Annotated in this window: 15 protein-coding genes and 1 tRNA gene; all 16 read left to right on the forward strand. The window is 64.3% G+C overall.

Annotated elements, in window-relative coordinates; all coding sequences use genetic code 11:
- The first annotated feature begins 78 nt into the window (after positions 1-78).
- Positions 79-1920 carry an ABC transporter ATP-binding protein/permease gene (locus tag Q0263_RS10990; RefSeq protein ID WP_298015919.1) on the forward strand — a complete coding sequence of 614 codons (1842 nt, stop codon included), beginning with the start codon at positions 79-81 and terminating at the stop codon, positions 1918-1920.
- Between the two features lie 77 nt (positions 1921-1997).
- A complete protein-coding gene (locus Q0263_RS10995) occupies positions 1998-2483 on the forward strand; it encodes an SUF system Fe-S cluster assembly regulator (protein WP_298015921.1) in 486 nt (161 codons plus the stop codon).
- The gene (gene sufB, locus Q0263_RS11000) at positions 2480-3928 is read left to right on the forward strand and encodes a Fe-S cluster assembly protein SufB (protein WP_298015923.1); all 1449 of its coding nucleotides are present in this window, start codon (positions 2480-2482) and stop codon (positions 3926-3928) included. The genes Q0263_RS10995 and sufB overlap by 4 nt, the downstream gene beginning before the upstream one ends.
- Positions 3929-3940: 12 nt before the next feature.
- Entirely contained in the window at positions 3941-4765 is an 825-nt protein-coding gene (gene sufC, locus Q0263_RS11005; protein ID WP_298015925.1) for a Fe-S cluster assembly ATPase SufC, read from the forward strand.
- Complete coding sequence (gene sufD / locus Q0263_RS11010) at positions 4762-6069, forward strand: Fe-S cluster assembly protein SufD (RefSeq protein ID WP_298015927.1); 1308 nt, start codon at positions 4762-4764, stop codon at positions 6067-6069. The genes sufC and sufD overlap by 4 nt, the downstream gene beginning before the upstream one ends.
- A complete protein-coding gene (locus tag Q0263_RS11015; RefSeq protein WP_298015929.1) occupies positions 6066-7349 on the forward strand; it encodes a cysteine desulfurase in 1284 nt (427 codons plus the stop codon). The genes sufD and Q0263_RS11015 overlap by 4 nt, the downstream gene beginning before the upstream one ends.
- Before the next feature lie 3 nt (positions 7350-7352).
- Positions 7353-7805 carry a Fe-S cluster assembly sulfur transfer protein SufU gene (gene sufU / locus Q0263_RS11020; RefSeq protein ID WP_298015931.1) on the forward strand — a complete coding sequence of 151 codons (453 nt, stop codon included), beginning with the start codon at positions 7353-7355 and terminating at the stop codon, positions 7803-7805.
- A 24-nt stretch (positions 7806-7829) separates the two neighbouring features.
- Positions 7830-8387, forward strand: coding sequence for a putative Fe-S cluster assembly protein SufT (gene sufT, locus Q0263_RS11025; RefSeq protein WP_298015933.1), 558 nt, complete (start codon positions 7830-7832; stop codon positions 8385-8387).
- A gap of 100 nt (positions 8388-8487) precedes the next feature.
- Complete coding sequence (locus Q0263_RS11030; RefSeq protein WP_298015935.1) at positions 8488-10332, forward strand: GGDEF domain-containing protein; 1845 nt, start codon at positions 8488-8490, stop codon at positions 10330-10332.
- Between the two features lie 102 nt (positions 10333-10434).
- Positions 10435-10511 (forward strand) — tRNA-Pro (locus tag Q0263_RS11035).
- Positions 10512-11080: 569 nt separating this feature from the next.
- Entirely contained in the window at positions 11081-11716 is a 636-nt protein-coding gene (locus Q0263_RS11040; protein WP_298015936.1) for a diguanylate cyclase, read from the forward strand.
- Positions 11717-11883: 167 nt separating this feature from the next.
- Positions 11884-12198, forward strand: coding sequence for a co-chaperone GroES (locus tag Q0263_RS11045; protein ID WP_298015938.1), 315 nt, complete (start codon positions 11884-11886; stop codon positions 12196-12198).
- Between the two features lie 32 nt (positions 12199-12230).
- A complete protein-coding gene (groL, locus tag Q0263_RS11050) occupies positions 12231-13850 on the forward strand; it encodes a chaperonin GroEL (protein ID WP_298015939.1) in 1620 nt (539 codons plus the stop codon).
- 297 nt (positions 13851-14147) lie between these two features.
- The gene (locus Q0263_RS11055; protein ID WP_298015941.1) at positions 14148-14588 is read left to right on the forward strand and encodes an Hsp20/alpha crystallin family protein; all 441 of its coding nucleotides are present in this window, start codon (positions 14148-14150) and stop codon (positions 14586-14588) included.
- Positions 14589-14615: 27 nt separating this feature from the next.
- Positions 14616-15023, forward strand: a complete 408-nt coding sequence (locus Q0263_RS11060) for an Hsp20/alpha crystallin family protein (protein WP_298015943.1) — start codon at positions 14616-14618, stop codon at positions 15021-15023.
- A 119-nt stretch (positions 15024-15142) separates the two neighbouring features.
- On the forward strand, positions 15143-15712 hold the full coding sequence (locus tag Q0263_RS11065; protein ID WP_298015945.1) for an Hsp20/alpha crystallin family protein: 570 nt from the start codon (positions 15143-15145) through the stop codon (positions 15710-15712).
- The last annotated feature ends 126 nt before the right edge of the window (positions 15713-15838 follow it).

The raw sequence follows: 15838 nt of genomic DNA on the forward strand, positions 1-15838 counted from the left end.
CCCTATTGTATGCGCAGCCTCCCGCTTGTCCCGACAGGCGGACGGACAGATTGTCACCCCCGATTTCCGGACGTTTCCATGCGTTTTTCCCATACCGGCCCGGCGCCCGAGCGGCGCGACGACTGGCAGACCCTGAAGAATCTCTGGCCCTATGTCTGGGCGTTTCGCGGCCGGGTGCTGCTGGCCTTCGCCTGCATGGTCGTCGCCAAGGTCGCCAACGTCCTGACGCCGATCTATCTGAAGGACCTGATCGACGCCCTGGGCGTGGCGCCGGCGCTGCTGGCCATTCCCCTGGCCGCCCTGGCGGGCTATGGCTTGGCGCGGCTGCTGACGGGCGTGTTCGGCGAATTGCGCGACGCCCTGTTCGCGCGGGTGACGCAGGGCGCCATCCAGCAGGTGGCCAGCCAGTTGTTCGCCCACCTGTTGTCGCTGTCGCTGCGCTTTCACCTGGGGCGCCGCACCGGCGGGCTGACGCGCGACATCGAGCGCGGCACCAAGGGCATCGGCTTCCTGCTGAATTTCACGGTGTTCAACATCCTGCCCACCCTGCTGGAGATCGCCATGGTGACCGGGGTGCTGCTGTGGCGCTACGACTGGGTGTTCGCCGCACTGACGCTGGCCACGATCGCGGCGTACGTGCTGTTCACGCTGAAGGTCACGGAACGGCGCATGGTGTACCGGCGCACCATGAACTCCCTGGACAGCCAGGCCAACGGCAAGGCCATCGATGCGCTGCTGAATTACGAGACGGTCAAGTATTTCGGCAACGAAGCCTATGAAAGCCGGCGCTACGACACGGACATGCGCAACTGGGTGGATTCGGCCGTGCGCAACCAGGTCTCGCTGAACCTGCTGAACATGGGGCAGAGCCTGATCATCACGATCGGCATGACGGCCCTGCTGTGGCAGTCGGCCCGGGGCGTGGTCCAGGGAAGCATGACCGTGGGCGACGTGGTGTTGGTGTCGGCCTATCTGACGCAGCTGTACGCTCCCCTGAATTTCCTGGGTTTCGTGTACCGGGAGATCAAGCATGCCCTGGCGGACATGGAGCGCATGTTCGACCTGCTGGCCCATCAGCAGGAAGTGGCCGACCGGCCGGACGCCACGGCCTTGCGGGCGGATCAGGCCAGCCTGAGTTTCGATGCCGTCGATTTCGGCTATCAGCCCGACCGGCGGATCCTGCATGGAGTCAGCTTCAGCGTGCCGGCCGGGGGATCCCTGGCCGTGGTGGGGGCGTCGGGGGCGGGCAAGTCCACCTTGTCGCGCCTGCTGTTCCGCTTCTACGATCCCACCGGCGGAGCCGTGCGCATCAATGGCCGGGACGTCCGCGACTACACCCAGGACAGCCTGCGGGCCCACATCGGCATCGTGCCTCAGGACACGGTGCTGTTCAACGACACCATCGGCTACAACATCGCCTACGGCCGCCCCGATGCCTCGCCCGACGATGTCATCCGCGCCGCGCAGGCCGCGCATATCCACGAGTTCGTCTCGTCCCTGCCCCAGGGCTACGACACCCCGGTGGGCGAGCGCGGCCTGAAGCTGTCCGGCGGGGAGAAGCAGCGGGTCGCCATCGCCCGGGCGCTGCTGAAGTCCCCGCCCATCCTGGTCTTCGACGAGGCGACCAGCGCCCTGGACACCCGCACCGAGCGGGCCATCCAGGACCAGCTGGAGCGCATCGCCCGGGGGCGCACCACGCTGATCATCGCGCATCGCCTGTCCACCATCGTGCATGCCGACCACATCCTGGTGCTGGACGCCGGCCGGGTGGTGGAGCAGGGGTCCCACGCCAGCCTCCTGGCCCGGGGCGGGCGCTATGCGCGGATGTGGCAGTTGCAGCAATCCCGTCCGACGGACGCCCCCGGCTCCGTCCCGGACGTTGCGGATTCCGCAACGGCGCCGGATGCGTCGCCCGTCTGAGATCGCATTAGGGTTTGACCTATACCGTACCAAAGCAGTACTATTTGGTTTACCGAATTTTTCCCCTGGAACAGCCGATGCTGCGGATCAGCAAGATCGTCGATTACGGAATCCTTGTGCTGACGCACATGGCGGCCCGTCCGACGCACGTCTGCAGCGCCGCCGACCTGGCCGCCAGCCTGGGGCTGGGTCAGCCCGTCGTCAGCAAGGTCCTGAAGCTGCTGGCCCAGCATCGCCTGGTGGCCAGCACGCGCGGCGCACATGGCGGCTATCGCCTGGAACGCGCCGCCGACCTGATCAGCGTGGCCGAAATCATCGACGCCCTGGAAGAGCAGCCCTTCGGCCTGACCGAATGCACGGCCATGCCCGGCGCCTGCAGCGTCGAAAGCGGCTGCCACATCCGCACCCACTGGCAGCGCATCAATCTGATCGTGCGGCGCACCCTGGAATCCGTGACGCTGGCCGACATGCTCGACGAAGGCGGCCCGGCTCCGGCGTCCGTGGCCGCCGCGGGCGCCGTGCGCCCCATCCCGAATACCCCGAACTGGAGTCTGTCCAAATGAGTACTGTCAACGACAAGCTCGATTCTTTCCTCGACCGCGACTACGACGCCGGTTTCGTCACCGAAATCGAGGCCGTGACCTTTCCGAAGGGGCTGGACGAGGATGTGATTCGCCGCCTGTCCGCGGTCAAGCGCGAACCCGAGTTCATGCTGGAATGGCGCCTGAAGGCCTACCGCGAATGGCTGAAGATGCCGCGTCCGAACTGGGCCAAGGTCAATTTCCCGGAACCCGATTTCCAGGACATCAGCTATTTCTCGGCGCCCAAGTCCAAGAAAGACGGCCCCAAGAGCCTGGACGAGGTCGATCCCGAACTGCTGAAGACCTATGAAAAGCTGGGCGTGCCCCTGCACGAGCGGGCCAAGCTGGCGGGGGTGGCGGTGGATGCCGTGTTCGATTCGGTGTCCGTGGCGACCACGTTCCGCAAGCAGCTGGCCGATGTCGGCGTCATCTTCTGTTCGTTCTCGGAAGCGGTTCGCTCCTACCCCGATCTGGTGCAGAAGTACATGGGGTCGGTGGTGCCGCCGGGCGACAACTTCTATGCGGCCCTGAACTCGGCCGTGTTCTCGGACGGGTCGTTCGTCTACATTCCCAAGGGCGTGAAATGCCCGATGGAACTGTCCACCTATTTCCGCATCAACAGCGCCGATACCGGCCAGTTCGAGCGCACGCTGATCATCGCCGACGAAGGCGCCATCGTCAGTTACCTGGAAGGCTGTACGGCGCCCATGCGCGATGAAAACCAGCTGCACGCCGCCGTGGTGGAGCTGGTCGCGCTGGACGACGCCCGCATCAAGTATTCCACGGTGCAGAACTGGTACCCGGGCGACGAGAACGGCCTGGGCGGCATCTACAACTTCGTCACCAAGCGCGGCGACTGTCGCGGGCCGCGTTCGCGAATTTCCTGGACCCAGGTGGAAACCGGCTCGGCCATCACCTGGAAGTATCCCAGCGTGATCCTGCGCGGCGACGATTCCACGGGCGAATTCTATTCCGTGGCCCTGTCCAACCATTATCAGCAGGCCGACACCGGCACGAAAATGGTGCACATGGGCCGCAACACTCGCAGCACCATCATCTCCAAAGGCATTTCCGCCGGCCATGGCAGCAATACCTTCCGGGGCCTGGTGCGCATGACGCCCAAGGCGGAAAACGCCCGCAATTACACGCAATGCGATTCGCTGCTGATCGGCAAGGAATGCGCCGCGCACACCTTCCCGACCATCGAGGTGCAGAATCCCAGTGCCAGCGTCGAGCACGAAGCCACGGCTTCGCGGATCGCGGAAGACCAGTTGTTCTATGCCATGCAGCGCGGCCTGTCGGCCGAGGACGCCGTGTCGATGATCGTCAACGGCTTCTGCAAGGAAGTTTTCAAGGAATTGCCCATGGAATTCGCCGTCGAAGCGCAGAATCTGCTCGGCGTGAGCCTGGAAGGCAGCGTCGGTTAAGGAACCCATCTCATGCTGAAAATCAATGATCTGCACGCCTCGATCGAGGACAAGGAAATCCTGCGTGGCCTGAGCCTGGACATCAAGCCCGGCGAAGTCCACGCCATCATGGGCCCCAACGGCGCGGGCAAGAGCACGCTGTCGCAGGTGCTGACCGGGCGCGACGACTACAAGGTCACCGGCGGCGCCGTCGAATTCGAAGGGCAGGACCTGCTGGCCCTGCCCGTGGAAGAGCGCGCCCGCGCCGGCATCTTCCTGGCCTTTCAATACCCGATCGAAATTCCCGGCGTGTCCAATGCCTATTTCCTGCGGGCGGCCGTCAATGCCGGCCGCCGCCATCGCGGCGAGCCCGAGCTGGACGCCATGGACTTCGTCAAGCGCGCCAAGGCCGAAATGAAGCTCGTGGGCATGCGCGACGAATTCCTGTACCGCTCCGTGAACGAAGGCTTCTCGGGCGGCGAAAAGAAACGTAATGAAGTCCTGCAGATGGCGCTGCTGGAACCGAAGCTGGCCATCCTGGACGAGACCGACTCGGGCCTGGACATCGACGCCCTGAAGACCGTGGCCGACGGCGTGAACCGCCTGCGCTCGCCGGACCGCTCCATGATTGTCATCACCCACTACCAGCGTCTGCTGGATTACATCGTGCCCGATTTCGTGCACGTGCTGGCTCACGGCAAGATCGTGCGCTCCGGCGGGCGCGAGCTGGCGCTCGAACTGGAAGCCAAGGGCTACGGCTGGATCGAAGGGGTCAATCAGGCCCCGGCGGCCGCCCGCGGCGCCAAGCCCGCCGACGACGGCAAGAAGATCGGCGTGAAACCGGGGGCGCGGGCATGAGCGCCGGCCTGCAAGCCTGGGCCGACGCATTCGCCCAGCGATCGGGGGAACTGCCCGGCGCCCAGGTGCCGTGGCTGGCGGATACGCGCCGGCGGGCCCTGGATCGCTTCATGAGCGAAGGCTGGCCCACCACGAAGATCGAAGCCTGGCGCCACACGTCCCTGTCGCCGCTGGCGGCCGCCGTGTTCGCCGACGGCGGCGCACAGCCGGTGGCCGAGCAGGTCGCCGCGCTGAAGGCCGGCGAGCCCGGCCACTGGCTGGTGTTCGTGGACGGCGCCTTCGACGCCGGTCTGTCGGACATCGGCGCGCTGCCGGACGGCGCGACCGTCCTGCCGCTGTCGCAGGCCTGGTCCCGCCATGCCGATGCGATTCAGGCCGCCTATGGACAGGCGGGGCAGGGGCACAGCACCAGCGCCCTGAACCTGGCCCTGGCCAGCGACGGCGCCTGGATCAGCCTGGCCCGGGGCGTGGCCGTCGAACAGGCCATCCACGTGGTGTGCGCGGCCGCTTCGCCACAGGCGGCGCACTTCCTGCGGCACGTCGTCCAGGCCGCCGCCGGGGCGCAGGCCACGATCGTCGAGCACTACATCGGCGTGGCCCAGGCCAGCAATTTCCGCCATGCCGCCACGCGCCTGACCCTGGATCAGGACGCCCGCATCACGCACCTGAAGCTGCAGCAGGAATCCGCCCTGGCCTGGCACCTGGGGGACATCGACGCCGTGCAGGCGCGCGGTTCCTACTTCGCGTCCCATTCTGTGTCGCTGGGCGCCCGGCTGGCGCGTCACGACATCGCCACGCATTTCGCCGACGAACGCTGCGAGACCCTGTTCAACGGCCTCTATTATGTCGACCAGCGGCGCCACGTCGATCACCACACCCTGATCGGCCATGAAAAGCCCCGCTGCGTCAGCCACGAGAACTATCGCGGCATCCTGGCCGACACCGCGCACGGCGTGTTCAGCGGCCGCATCCTGGTGGCGCCGGGCGCCGACGGCACCGACGCCATCCAGCGCAACGACAGCCTGCTGCTGTCGCGCCTGGCGAAATCCGATTCCCGGCCGGAACTGGAAATCTACGCCGACGACGTGAAATGCGCGCACGGCGCGACGGTCGGCCAGATCGATGCCGACAGCCTGTTCTATCTGCGCACGCGGGGCCTGGACGAAGCCCATGCGCGCGATATCCTGACTTATGCCTTTGCCGCGGCCAGCGTGGCGCGGATCGAAGTGCCCGTGCTGCGCCAGCGCGTCGAACGGGCCATCCGGTCCCTGCTGCCGGGCGGCATGGCGCTGGAGGCCGCATGAACGCTCCGCTGACGTCTTCCGAAACCGCGGGTCTGGCGCGTGACGCCGCCGGCGCCTTGCTCGCCGCCGACGGCCGCCCCGTGGCGGACGATTTCCCCATCCTGGCCCGGCCGGTGCGCAAGCGCCGCCTGGCGTATCTGGACAATGGCGCAACCACCCAGAAGCCGCGCGTCGTCATCCAGGCCCTGGATCGGTTCTACGAGCAGTCCAACGCCAACATCCATCGCGGCGTGCACTGGCTGTCCCAGCATGCCACCGATCTGTACGAAGAGGCCCGGGAAAGCGTGCGCGGGCTGCTGAACGCGCCCGACAGCCAGCATGTGATCTTCACGCGCGGCACCACCGAATCCATCAATCTGGTCGCCCAGACCTGGGGGCAGGGCCTGCGGGCGGGCGACGAGATCCTGGTCACGGGCATGGAGCACCATTCCAACATCGTGCCCTGGCAGCTGCTATGCGCCCGAACGGGCGCCGTGCTGCGGCATGCCCGCATCACCGACACCGGCGAACTGGACCTGGCCGACTTCAAGGCGCAGCTCAATGCCCGCACCCGCCTGGTCGGGGTCGCGCACGTGTCCAATGCGCTGGGCACCGTGAACCCGGTGGCCGAACTGGTCCGCCTGGCGCACGAGGCCGGCGCCCTGGCGCTGGTCGATGGCGCGCAGGCGGTGGCTCACGCGCCGGTGGACGTGCAGGCCCTGGATTGCGATTTCTACGCCTTTTCCGGCCACAAGATCTATGGTCCCACCGGCATCGGCGCCCTGTACGTGCGCGGCGCCATCCTGAAGGATCTGCCACCCTGGCAGGGCGGCGGCGACATGATTCGCACCGTCAGCTTCGACGGCAGCACCTGGGCCGAAGGGCCGCAGCGCTTCGAGGCCGGCACGCCCAACATCGCCGGTTCCGTGGCCCTGGGGGCCGCCATCGACTACGTGCGCGGCATCGGCCTGGACCGCATCGCGGCCCACGAGGCCGCCCTGCTGGCGCAGGCGACCGAAGTGATGCAGGCCATCCCCGGCGTGCGCCTGATCGGCACGGCGGCGCACAAGGCCGGCATCCTGTCTTTCCTGGTGGACGGCATCCACCCGCATGATCTGGGCACGATCCTGGACACCGAGGGCGTGGCCATCCGCGCCGGGCACCACTGCGCCATGCCGCTGATGTCGCATTTCGGCATCCCGGGCACGGCGCGGGCGTCGTTCGCCCTGTACAACGACCTGCGCGACGTCGACGCCCTGGCGGCTGGCGTGCGCAAGGCCCAGAAACTGTTTGGGGTGTAAAGCATGAGGGACACCGACGACGGCCTGCGCGATCTCTACCAGGAAGTCATCTTCGATCACAACCGCAATCCGCGCAATTTCCATGCGATGGACGATGCCTCCGACCGGGCCGACGGCCACAATCCCCTGTGCGGCGACCAGTTGACCGTCTATGCCAAGGTGCAGGACGGCGTCGTGCGGGAAGTCAGCTTCGTCGGCCATGGCTGCGCCATTTCCACGGCGTCCGCCTCGCTCATGACCGAAGCCGTGCGCGGCATGACGATCGACGAAGTCGAAACGCTGTTTCGCAACATCCACGCCATGCTGACCGAAGCCCATCCGGATTGCGATCTGGGCAAGCTGGAAGTCCTGTCCGGGGTGCGCGAATTCCCCTCGCGGGTGAAATGCGCCACGCTGGCCTGGCATACCCTGCACAACGCCATCACCCGGGCGCAGGATACGGCCGTCACCGAATAATGCGATGAACCAGAGGTTAACAACATGAGTTTCAATCGTCAGGAAGTGATCGTGAACCGGGATTGCCCGGCGGTCACTGTGCCTTACGGCTCGCCCGTCACCATCGAGGCCGGCTGCGAAGCCGTCATCACCCAGCAGCTGGGCGGCACGTACACCGTCATGGTGGAAGGCAATCTGTATCGCATCGAAGGCGCCGACGGCGACGCCCTGGGCTTCGAGCCCACCGAAGAACTCAAGCACGTCCACGAAGGCCCGGCCACCCAGGAATCCGTGGAGGAAGCCGCCTGGACGATGCTGTCCACCTGCTACGACCCTGAAATCCCGGTGGACATCGTCAACCTGGGCCTGGTCTATGAGTGCAAGGTGCTGCCCGCCAGCACGCCGGACCGCTTCCGCATCGAAATCAAGATGACGCTGACGGCGGCCGGCTGCGGCATGGGCACCATGATCGCCGACGAAGCCCGCAACAAACTGCTGAACATCGAAGGGGTGGACGAAGCGACCGTCGACCTGGTCTGGGATCCGCCCTGGAGCCGCGAGATGATCAGCGAACCCGCCAAGCTGCAGCTGGGCCTGCTGTAGGGGTCGCGCGGCCGGATTCCCTCCGGCGTCATCGGCCGCGTCGGCGCGCATCCGCCACGGGGCGGCCGGCATCCTGTGTTCATTCTGCGCTTGTCATTCGATGTCGTTTCTACCGGATTCGGAGCCAGCCGTCTGCCTGGCGCCACAGGCCGCCCCGGGCGCGGGCCGCCCGGACGACCCAGAGGACGTCCTTTCCTGCCGCCTGGACGCGGTCTTTCAGCCCATCGTCTGGCTTCGGGAAGGGTCGGTGCTGGGGCACGAGGGCCTGATCCGGGGACCGCAGGGCAGCCCGCTGCATTTTCCCGATCAGCTGTTCGCATCGGCCCGGGCCCAGGGGCGGGACGTCGCCCTGGAACACCGCGCCTGCCGGACGGTCGTGCGGCGGTTCTCCGAACTGGCCCTGCCGGGGCGCCTGTTCCTGAACATCAGCCCCCAGGCCCTGCTGGCCGCCGAGGAGCACGCGCTGGATCTGGCGGCCCTGCTGCGGCAGGCCGGCCTGGACGCGAGTCGGCTGGTGATCGAACTGACGGAACAGAGCCTGGGCGGCAACTGGCCCGACCTGGCCTCGGCGATCGCCCGGCTGCAGGCCCAGGGCGCGCAGTTCGCCATCGACGATCTGGGCGCCGGGTTCTCGAATCTGGGCCGCTGGGTCAGTCTGCGGCCGAAATACATCAAGACCGACAAGTCCTTCATCCGCGGCATCCAGGACGATCTGTTGCGCCAGCAGATGCTGCGTTCGATCAGCGACATCGCGGCCGTGGCCGGCGCCATCGTCGTGGCCGAGGGCATCGAGTCCCTGGAAGAGCTGGCCTGCGCCCGCGACCAGGGCATCGCCTGTGTCCAGGGCTACTACATCGAGCGCCCACAGGCGCAGCCGACGCGCCGGCACTGGCCGGACCTGCTGGCCGATGTGTCGGCCCTGCGGCTGGATGCCTTGCACTGCTGCTCCGAACCTGGGCTGCCCCAGGATGACGCCCAGGGCTGGGCGCTGCAATTGCTGCGGCGCGTCGACAGCGTGACTTCGAAGCTCTCCAGCGAGGCGGCCTTCAGCCTGTTCCTGGCCAAGCCCGATCTCTACACCATCCCGGTCGTGGAAGACGGCATCCCGGTCGGAGTGCTGAAACGCAGCAGCCTGGTGGAACGCTTCTCCCTGCCGTTCCAGCGCGAACTGTACGGCGGCCGGCCCTGCCGCCTGTTCATGGACAGCAAGCCCCTGATCGTGGACATGCACACGCCGCTGCTGACCCTCAGCCGCTGGCTGGCCGAGACCGAGAGCCATGCGCTGGCGACCGATTTCATCATCACCGCGCGTGGGCATTATCTGGGCATCGGATCCAGCCGGGACTTGCTGCAGGCCCTGAACCGCCTGCAGCTGCGGGCCGCGCGCCACGCCAATCCACTGACGCAGCTGCCGGGCAATGTGCCCATCGACCGGCAGATCCAGCGCTATCTGGCCAGCGGCCTGCGCTTTGCCGTCTGCTACGCCGACCTGGACCACTTCAAGCCGTTCAACGACGTGTTCGGCTACCGCATGGGGGACGACGTCATCCGGCTGCTGAGCCAGGTGTTGTCGCAGCAGGTGGACGGACAGCAGGATTTCCTGGGCCACATCGGCGGGGACGACTTCATCGTGCTGTTTCGCAGCGGCGACTGGCAGCAGCGCTGCCGGCGCATGATCGAATCCTTCCACCAGGGCATGGCCCAGCTGATGGTGGAAGCAGGGCGGGGCGACGTCCACGGCTACGTGGCCGAAGACCGCCAGGGCCAGCCCCGGCATTACGACCTGCCCGCGCTGTCCCTGGGGGCGGTGCCGGTCGAGCCCGGCGCCTACCATTCGCGTCACCAGATCGCGCAGGCCGCCAGCGAAGCCAAATCCCAGGCGAAGAAGCAGGCCGGGTCCTCCCTGTTCATCGAGCGCCGGGCGCCGACGGGCGCGGCGGCCTGAGACGGTTCCTGGGTAGTGGGTCGGTGGCCATCCTGCGTCTTTGGCGAATCCTCCTGGGCCGCCAGCAGATCCGTGAACTTTTGTGCTAGAATCTCGTTCTTTCGGGGCGTAGCGCAGCCTGGTAGCGCACTTGCATGGGGTGCAAGGGGTCGCGAGTTCGAATCCCGCCGTCCCGACCAGCATTATCAAGGGCTTACAGATTTCGGTCTGTAGGCCCTTGTTCTTTTTGCGTGAGTGTTGCGTGACCTCATCACGCAGCCTTACGCTTGAGAACAGTGGGCGTTGGGGTATGCCCCCCTGTTGCGACCACCTTCTCGGCATCCCGTGCTGACCTTGTAGAGCGCCATTGTTCTCAGGCGTGGCGGCAGTTCCAGAAAGAACGCTTTCCGCTCTTCCCAAGAAAGCGGGTGGGGCTGACGGCTACCTTTCTCGCTGAACATTTCAATCTCCCCGATATAGAGGTCAAGCTGTTTCAAGAAAATCGCCGGATGCCATATCGGTCGTTGGTGCGAATACTCCTCCAAAAAACGTGTTGCGGCTTGCCTCCAGGTGCGGTCCTGGCGAACCCCGTAGACGGTGGACCGGCGAATGTTTTCAAGCCGGCATGTCAGGTGGGTTGGCATTCACACACGGGGCCAGATACGATTGCGACGCCCATGGCGCAGGCGGTTTCAGGTAGCAGCGTCCTCTCCCTTGAGGATGGCTCATCCCTGTAAAATAGGCTCCAGGATATCGAATCGGAGGCCTCATGGAGATCTTTGACACGATAAGGGCGCATGCCTCTGCCATGCACCTGCCGCTGTATGCGGTGTCCCTCAGCGCTGTGCCCAAAGCTGGGACACCGGTCTTGTTGATGCTGCATTGGCATGGGTTCTTGCGGGCGTCGGCCTTCAAGCTCGCCGGTGTCAGCTTGCCGCCGCGACCGGTCGCCGGGTCGGCCTTGCAGATAAACGCCCCCTGGGATCGCATGGAATATTGGGATCGGGAGGCGCTCGACGCTGCCTGGCAGCTAGGAGCCTGGGATCTGGAGCGGGCCAACCACCGGCCCTGGTGGCGGCTGAATGCGCCACTTCGCGAGGCGCTGGCGTGTCACCGGGCCTTTGGGGCATACGCGGACTGCGGCGACGACGGCGCGACGGTAATCATGGAAGCGCCTGACCAGGCAGTCCTGATGGAAATGGCCGCGCAGTACGGCTACGTTCGCTGGTTGTTCCGTCCCAGGGCGAGCGGCTTGTGGCGTGAGATCCCACAAGACGACGACACGCTCGCGCCCGGAGATACCCGGCCTTTGCCGTGTCCTGTCTTACCCCGCCCCTACGATCGGCACCGTGCGGGCCGCGACGTGTACCGGCTGAGCCATGCGACGCGCTTTTCAATGAAATAAAAAGTTGCAATTTAGGCTAACCCCAGCCTATTGAAAAATTCCGACCAAGCTTTATTTCCTTCGACGCAACATATGTTGCCTGGAAGACGCGCGCCTATTGCTTCTTGTGTAAGGGGGGCGTCTTCCTGATTCCTTTTTGATGATCTGATTCTTCGAGGAGATTAATCATGAAGATTCGTCCCCTTCACGATCGGGTTGTCGTCAAGCGAATCGAACGGCGCAAGACGGCCTCCGGTATCGTGATTCCCGATTCCGCTACGGAAAAACCTGAACAAGGCGAGGTGGTCGCCATCGGCGACGGCAAGCGTCTGCAGGATGGCTCGGTTCTTCCTCTGCATCTGAAGATTGGCGACCAGGTGTTGTTTGGGAAATACGCGGGCCAGGCAGTCAAGATCGATGGCGAGGAGTGGCTCGTACTGCGTGAAGACGACGTTCTGGCCGTTGTCGAGCAGGACGGCCAGCCCTTGAAAAAGGCCGCCTGAGCCGGCCCCATCAACGATTCAGGAGTATTGACATGAGTGCAAAAGACGTACTGTTTCATGACAGCGCCCGCAATCGTATCGTCAAGGGCGTGAACGTACTGGCCGACGCGGTAAAAGTGACGTTGGGCCCCAAGGGGCGCAACGTATTGCTGGAGCGCAGCTTCGGCGCACCTGTCCTCACCAAGGACGGGGTTTCCGTTGCCAAGGAAATCGAACTCAAGGACAAGTTCGAAAACCTCGGTGCCCAGGTCGTCAAACAAGTGGCCTCCAAAACGGCGGATGTCGCCGGAGACGGGACGACCACGGCGACCGTGCTGGCCCAAGCCATCATTCAAGAAGGGGCGCGCTATGTGGTCGCGGGCCTCAACCCCATGGATCTGAAGCGTGGGATAGACAAGGCCGTAGGTACAGTCGTCGAGGCGCTGAAGGCGCAATCCAAGCCGATTTCGACCAGCAAGGAAATTGCCCAGGTCGCAGCACTCTCGGCCAACGCGGACGAGGCCATCGGCAAGATCATTGCCGATGCAATGGACAAGGTGGGCCGGGAAGGCGTGATCACCGTCGAAGACGGGAAATCGCTGGACAATGAACTCGATGTGGTCGAGGGCATGCAATTCGACCGGGGTTATCTGAGTCCCTATTTTATCAACGAACCCGAGAAGCAGACAGCTTCTCTGGAAGATCCGCTCATCCTGGTGCACGAAAAGAAGATCTCCAACGTGCGCGATTTGCTGCCGGTGCTGGAGATCGCAGCCAAGGCAGGGAAGCCGCTGCTGATCATTGCCGAAGACATCGAGGGGGAAGCCCTGGCAACCCTGGTGGTGAATTCGATGCGCGGCATACTCAAGGTGGCGGCGGTCAAGGCGCCCGGGTTCGGCGATCGGCGCAAGGCCATGCTCGAGGATATCGCCATCCTGACGAACGCCACGGTCATCTCCGAGGAAACCGGCAAACAGCTCGAGAAAACCACGCTGGAAGATCTCGGCAGCGCCAAACGTGTCGAAGTCCACAAGGAGCACACCATCATCGTCGATGGAGCCGGCGAGGCCTCGAAGATCCAGGCGCGGGTCAAAACGATCGAAGCCCAGGTGGAGCAGGCGACCAGCGACTACGACCGCGAGAAGCTGCAAGAGCGCATTGCCAAGCTCTCCGGCGGTGTGGCCGTGATCAAGGTGGGCGCGGCGACCGAGGTCGAGATGAAGGAAAAGAAAGACCGGGTCGACGATGCGCTGCACGCGACGCGCGCTGCTGTCGAAGAAGGCATCGTTCCGGGCGGCGGGGTGGCGCTGCTCCGTGCCCTCAGTGCGATCGAGAGTCTCAAGGGGGCTAACGCCGATCAGGACGCTGGTATCCAGATCATTCGCCGTGCCCTGGAGGCGCCTTTGCGCGCCATCGTCGCCAACGCCGGAGAAGAGCCCTCCGTGGTGGTTGCCAAGGTTGCCGCGGGCAAGGGGAACTTCGGGTATAACGCATCGTCCGGCAGCTATGGCGATCTCGTCGAGATGGGCGTCGTAGATCCGACGAAAGTGACGCGTACGGCGCTCCAGAATGCCGCCTCGATCGCGAGCCTCGTACTGACGACGGAAGCCTCCGTCGCGGAACAGCCCAAGGAAGAGAAACCTGCGCCGGTGCCGGCGGGCATGGACTACTAGTTCTCTTCCCGACGTCGCCTGATCGATCAGCGGGGATCGTCCCCGCGGGTGCCGCCAAGGTGCCCGCGGGGCGTTCTGCTCGACGCACGGTTTTCCGGTCATGGTGTGCTTTTCATCGTGCATCGCGCGCTTGAAAAACCGGACCGGAATCCTCATTTGGAGTTTTGTACAGGCCAGCGCAGGGTTCGTGTCCGATCCGTGCGCTGTGTGTTTTGACTTGTTGGCTGTTGGCATGGCGGACGGGTTGGGGCGTATGAGCCGGTGCCGTCTTCCTGCCATTGCAAGGGAGAACAGACCATGAGCGATCTTTTCTTTGGAAGCGACCTCTTCAACGAGTTCGATCGCCTGCAGCAGCAGATGGCGAGCCTCTTCAACGGTTTTCCATCCAGCATACGCTCCGGGCGCTTCGGTACGTTTCCACAAATCAATGTCGGTTCGACCGACGACTCGATCGAAATTGTCGCGTTTGCGCCGGGTATCGATCCGAAGGCCCTCGATGTATCGATCGACAAGGGCCTGCTGGTCATCAGCGGCGAGCGTGAAACGGTACGGTCGGAGGCGACGGATGACACGCGAGTCTACGCGCGAGAGCGCTTCGCGGGCACCTTCCGCCGGGTCGTCGAGCTGCCCGAACAAGCAGATCCCGAGAAGGTGACGGCGCGGTATGCCGACGGCTGCCTTGCCATACGCATTGGCAAGAAGGAGACGTCCAGGCCGCGGGCCATTACCGTCCAATGAGGTGATTACAGCATTGAGGAGAATATCATGAGCAACACAACGGAACTCGTCAGAAAGGACGACATTGCGGTGAGTCGCCGCGCAGGCGACCCGGCGCAACGCCGGATCACGGTGACGCCCTCCGTGGACATCTTCGAGGACAGCCAAAAAGTGACGCTATGGGCGGATCTGCCAGGTGTGACAAAGGATCGGCTCAACATAAAGGTGTCTGACGGCAACCTGTCTATTGAAGGCGAATCGGTGGTGCCCACGCCGGCAGGGTTGCGCTTGCAGCATGCGGAGGTTCCTCAACCTCACTTTGCCCGGGCATTTTCGCTTGGGGCTGATCTGGACGCATCGAAGATTGATGCGATCTTGAAGGATGGTGTATTGAAGCTGACCATCCCGCGTCGCGAGGAAGCCCGGCCGCGCCGGATCGAGGTGCAGGCAGGCTGAACCAGGTCGCGGGCGCGACAGACGGTAGGCGGAGCGTGGCGGCCGATAACCGCCACGCTCCGGCGATAGGGATGTCGCAGTGCAAATCTGGCTCTCCCGGGACGGCAAAGGAGAAGATGATGAATACCGACTTGAAAAAGTGGAATCCATTTAAATTTCTTCGTGGACAAGCTCGTGAAGCGGAACCGGGCAATTCGGATGGGGCCCCGCCAAACAAGCAGAAGCGGGCCTACCGGCCCGATATCCCACGGCTCTTTTCGCGCGAGCAGTGGCGCTTGATGGAGGATTTTATTCACGATCCGTTTTCGGGGCACGGTATGCTGGACAGATGGTTCGGAGACTTTAGCCCGTCACGCTTTCGACCGCGTATCGACGTGGTTGACGAGGGGCAGGTATTACGCGTAACCGTTGAACTTCCGGGATTGGATCGTGAGGATCTCAGCGTAAGTGCCGAGGATGGCATGCTCGTACTTCGCGGTGAAAAGAAGCAGGACATCCGCAGTGAAGAGAACGGCTGCTATAGGCTGGAGCGTGCGTATGGCAACTTCATGCGCACCATTCCCATGCCCGCGGATGCCGATCCGGACCACACGCTGGCAAAATTCAGCAATGGGGTGCTGACGCTGACCGTGCCGAAGTCGGAGCCGGAGTCGGCGCAGTCAGTAGGCCGCACGATCGAGATTAACTAACGTTCGGTTGTACGGGGTCCTCTGGCGTGGCGGTAATCCCCCCAATAAAGCGGTGCGGTCAGAAGTAGAATTTTCTCATTGAGGAGTTCTACAGCATGAAGAAATCACGATTCACGGACAGCCAGA

Source organism: uncultured Castellaniella sp., assembly GCF_937988725.1.
Lineage (GTDB): Bacteria > Pseudomonadota > Gammaproteobacteria > Burkholderiales > Burkholderiaceae_B > Castellaniella.

Excerpts from the sequence above, each read along its gene's own strand:
- Q0263_RS10990 (WP_298015919.1), top strand. The coding sequence starts at position 79 with ATGCGTTTTTCCCATACCGGCCCGGCGCCCGAGCGGCGCGACGACTGG.
- Q0263_RS10995 (WP_298015921.1), top strand. The coding sequence starts at position 1,998 with ATGCTGCGGATCAGCAAGATCGTCGATTACGGAATCCTTGTGCTGACG.
- sufB (WP_298015923.1), top strand. The coding sequence starts at position 2,480 with ATGAGTACTGTCAACGACAAGCTCGATTCTTTCCTCGACCGCGACTAC.
- sufC (WP_298015925.1), top strand. The coding sequence starts at position 3,941 with ATGCTGAAAATCAATGATCTGCACGCCTCGATCGAGGACAAGGAAATC.
- sufD (WP_298015927.1), top strand. The coding sequence starts at position 4,762 with ATGAGCGCCGGCCTGCAAGCCTGGGCCGACGCATTCGCCCAGCGATCG.
- Q0263_RS11015 (WP_298015929.1), top strand. The coding sequence starts at position 6,066 with ATGAACGCTCCGCTGACGTCTTCCGAAACCGCGGGTCTGGCGCGTGAC.
- sufU (WP_298015931.1), top strand. The coding sequence starts at position 7,353 with ATGAGGGACACCGACGACGGCCTGCGCGATCTCTACCAGGAAGTCATC.
- sufT (WP_298015933.1), top strand. The coding sequence starts at position 7,830 with ATGAGTTTCAATCGTCAGGAAGTGATCGTGAACCGGGATTGCCCGGCG.
- Q0263_RS11030 (WP_298015935.1), top strand. The coding sequence starts at position 8,488 with ATGTCGTTTCTACCGGATTCGGAGCCAGCCGTCTGCCTGGCGCCACAG.
- Q0263_RS11040 (WP_298015936.1), top strand. The coding sequence starts at position 11,081 with ATGGAGATCTTTGACACGATAAGGGCGCATGCCTCTGCCATGCACCTG.
- Q0263_RS11045 (WP_298015938.1), top strand. The coding sequence starts at position 11,884 with ATGAAGATTCGTCCCCTTCACGATCGGGTTGTCGTCAAGCGAATCGAA.
- groL (WP_298015939.1), top strand. The coding sequence starts at position 12,231 with ATGAGTGCAAAAGACGTACTGTTTCATGACAGCGCCCGCAATCGTATC.
- Q0263_RS11055 (WP_298015941.1), top strand. The coding sequence starts at position 14,148 with ATGAGCGATCTTTTCTTTGGAAGCGACCTCTTCAACGAGTTCGATCGC.
- Q0263_RS11060 (WP_298015943.1), top strand. The coding sequence starts at position 14,616 with ATGAGCAACACAACGGAACTCGTCAGAAAGGACGACATTGCGGTGAGT.
- Q0263_RS11065 (WP_298015945.1), top strand. The coding sequence starts at position 15,143 with ATGAATACCGACTTGAAAAAGTGGAATCCATTTAAATTTCTTCGTGGA.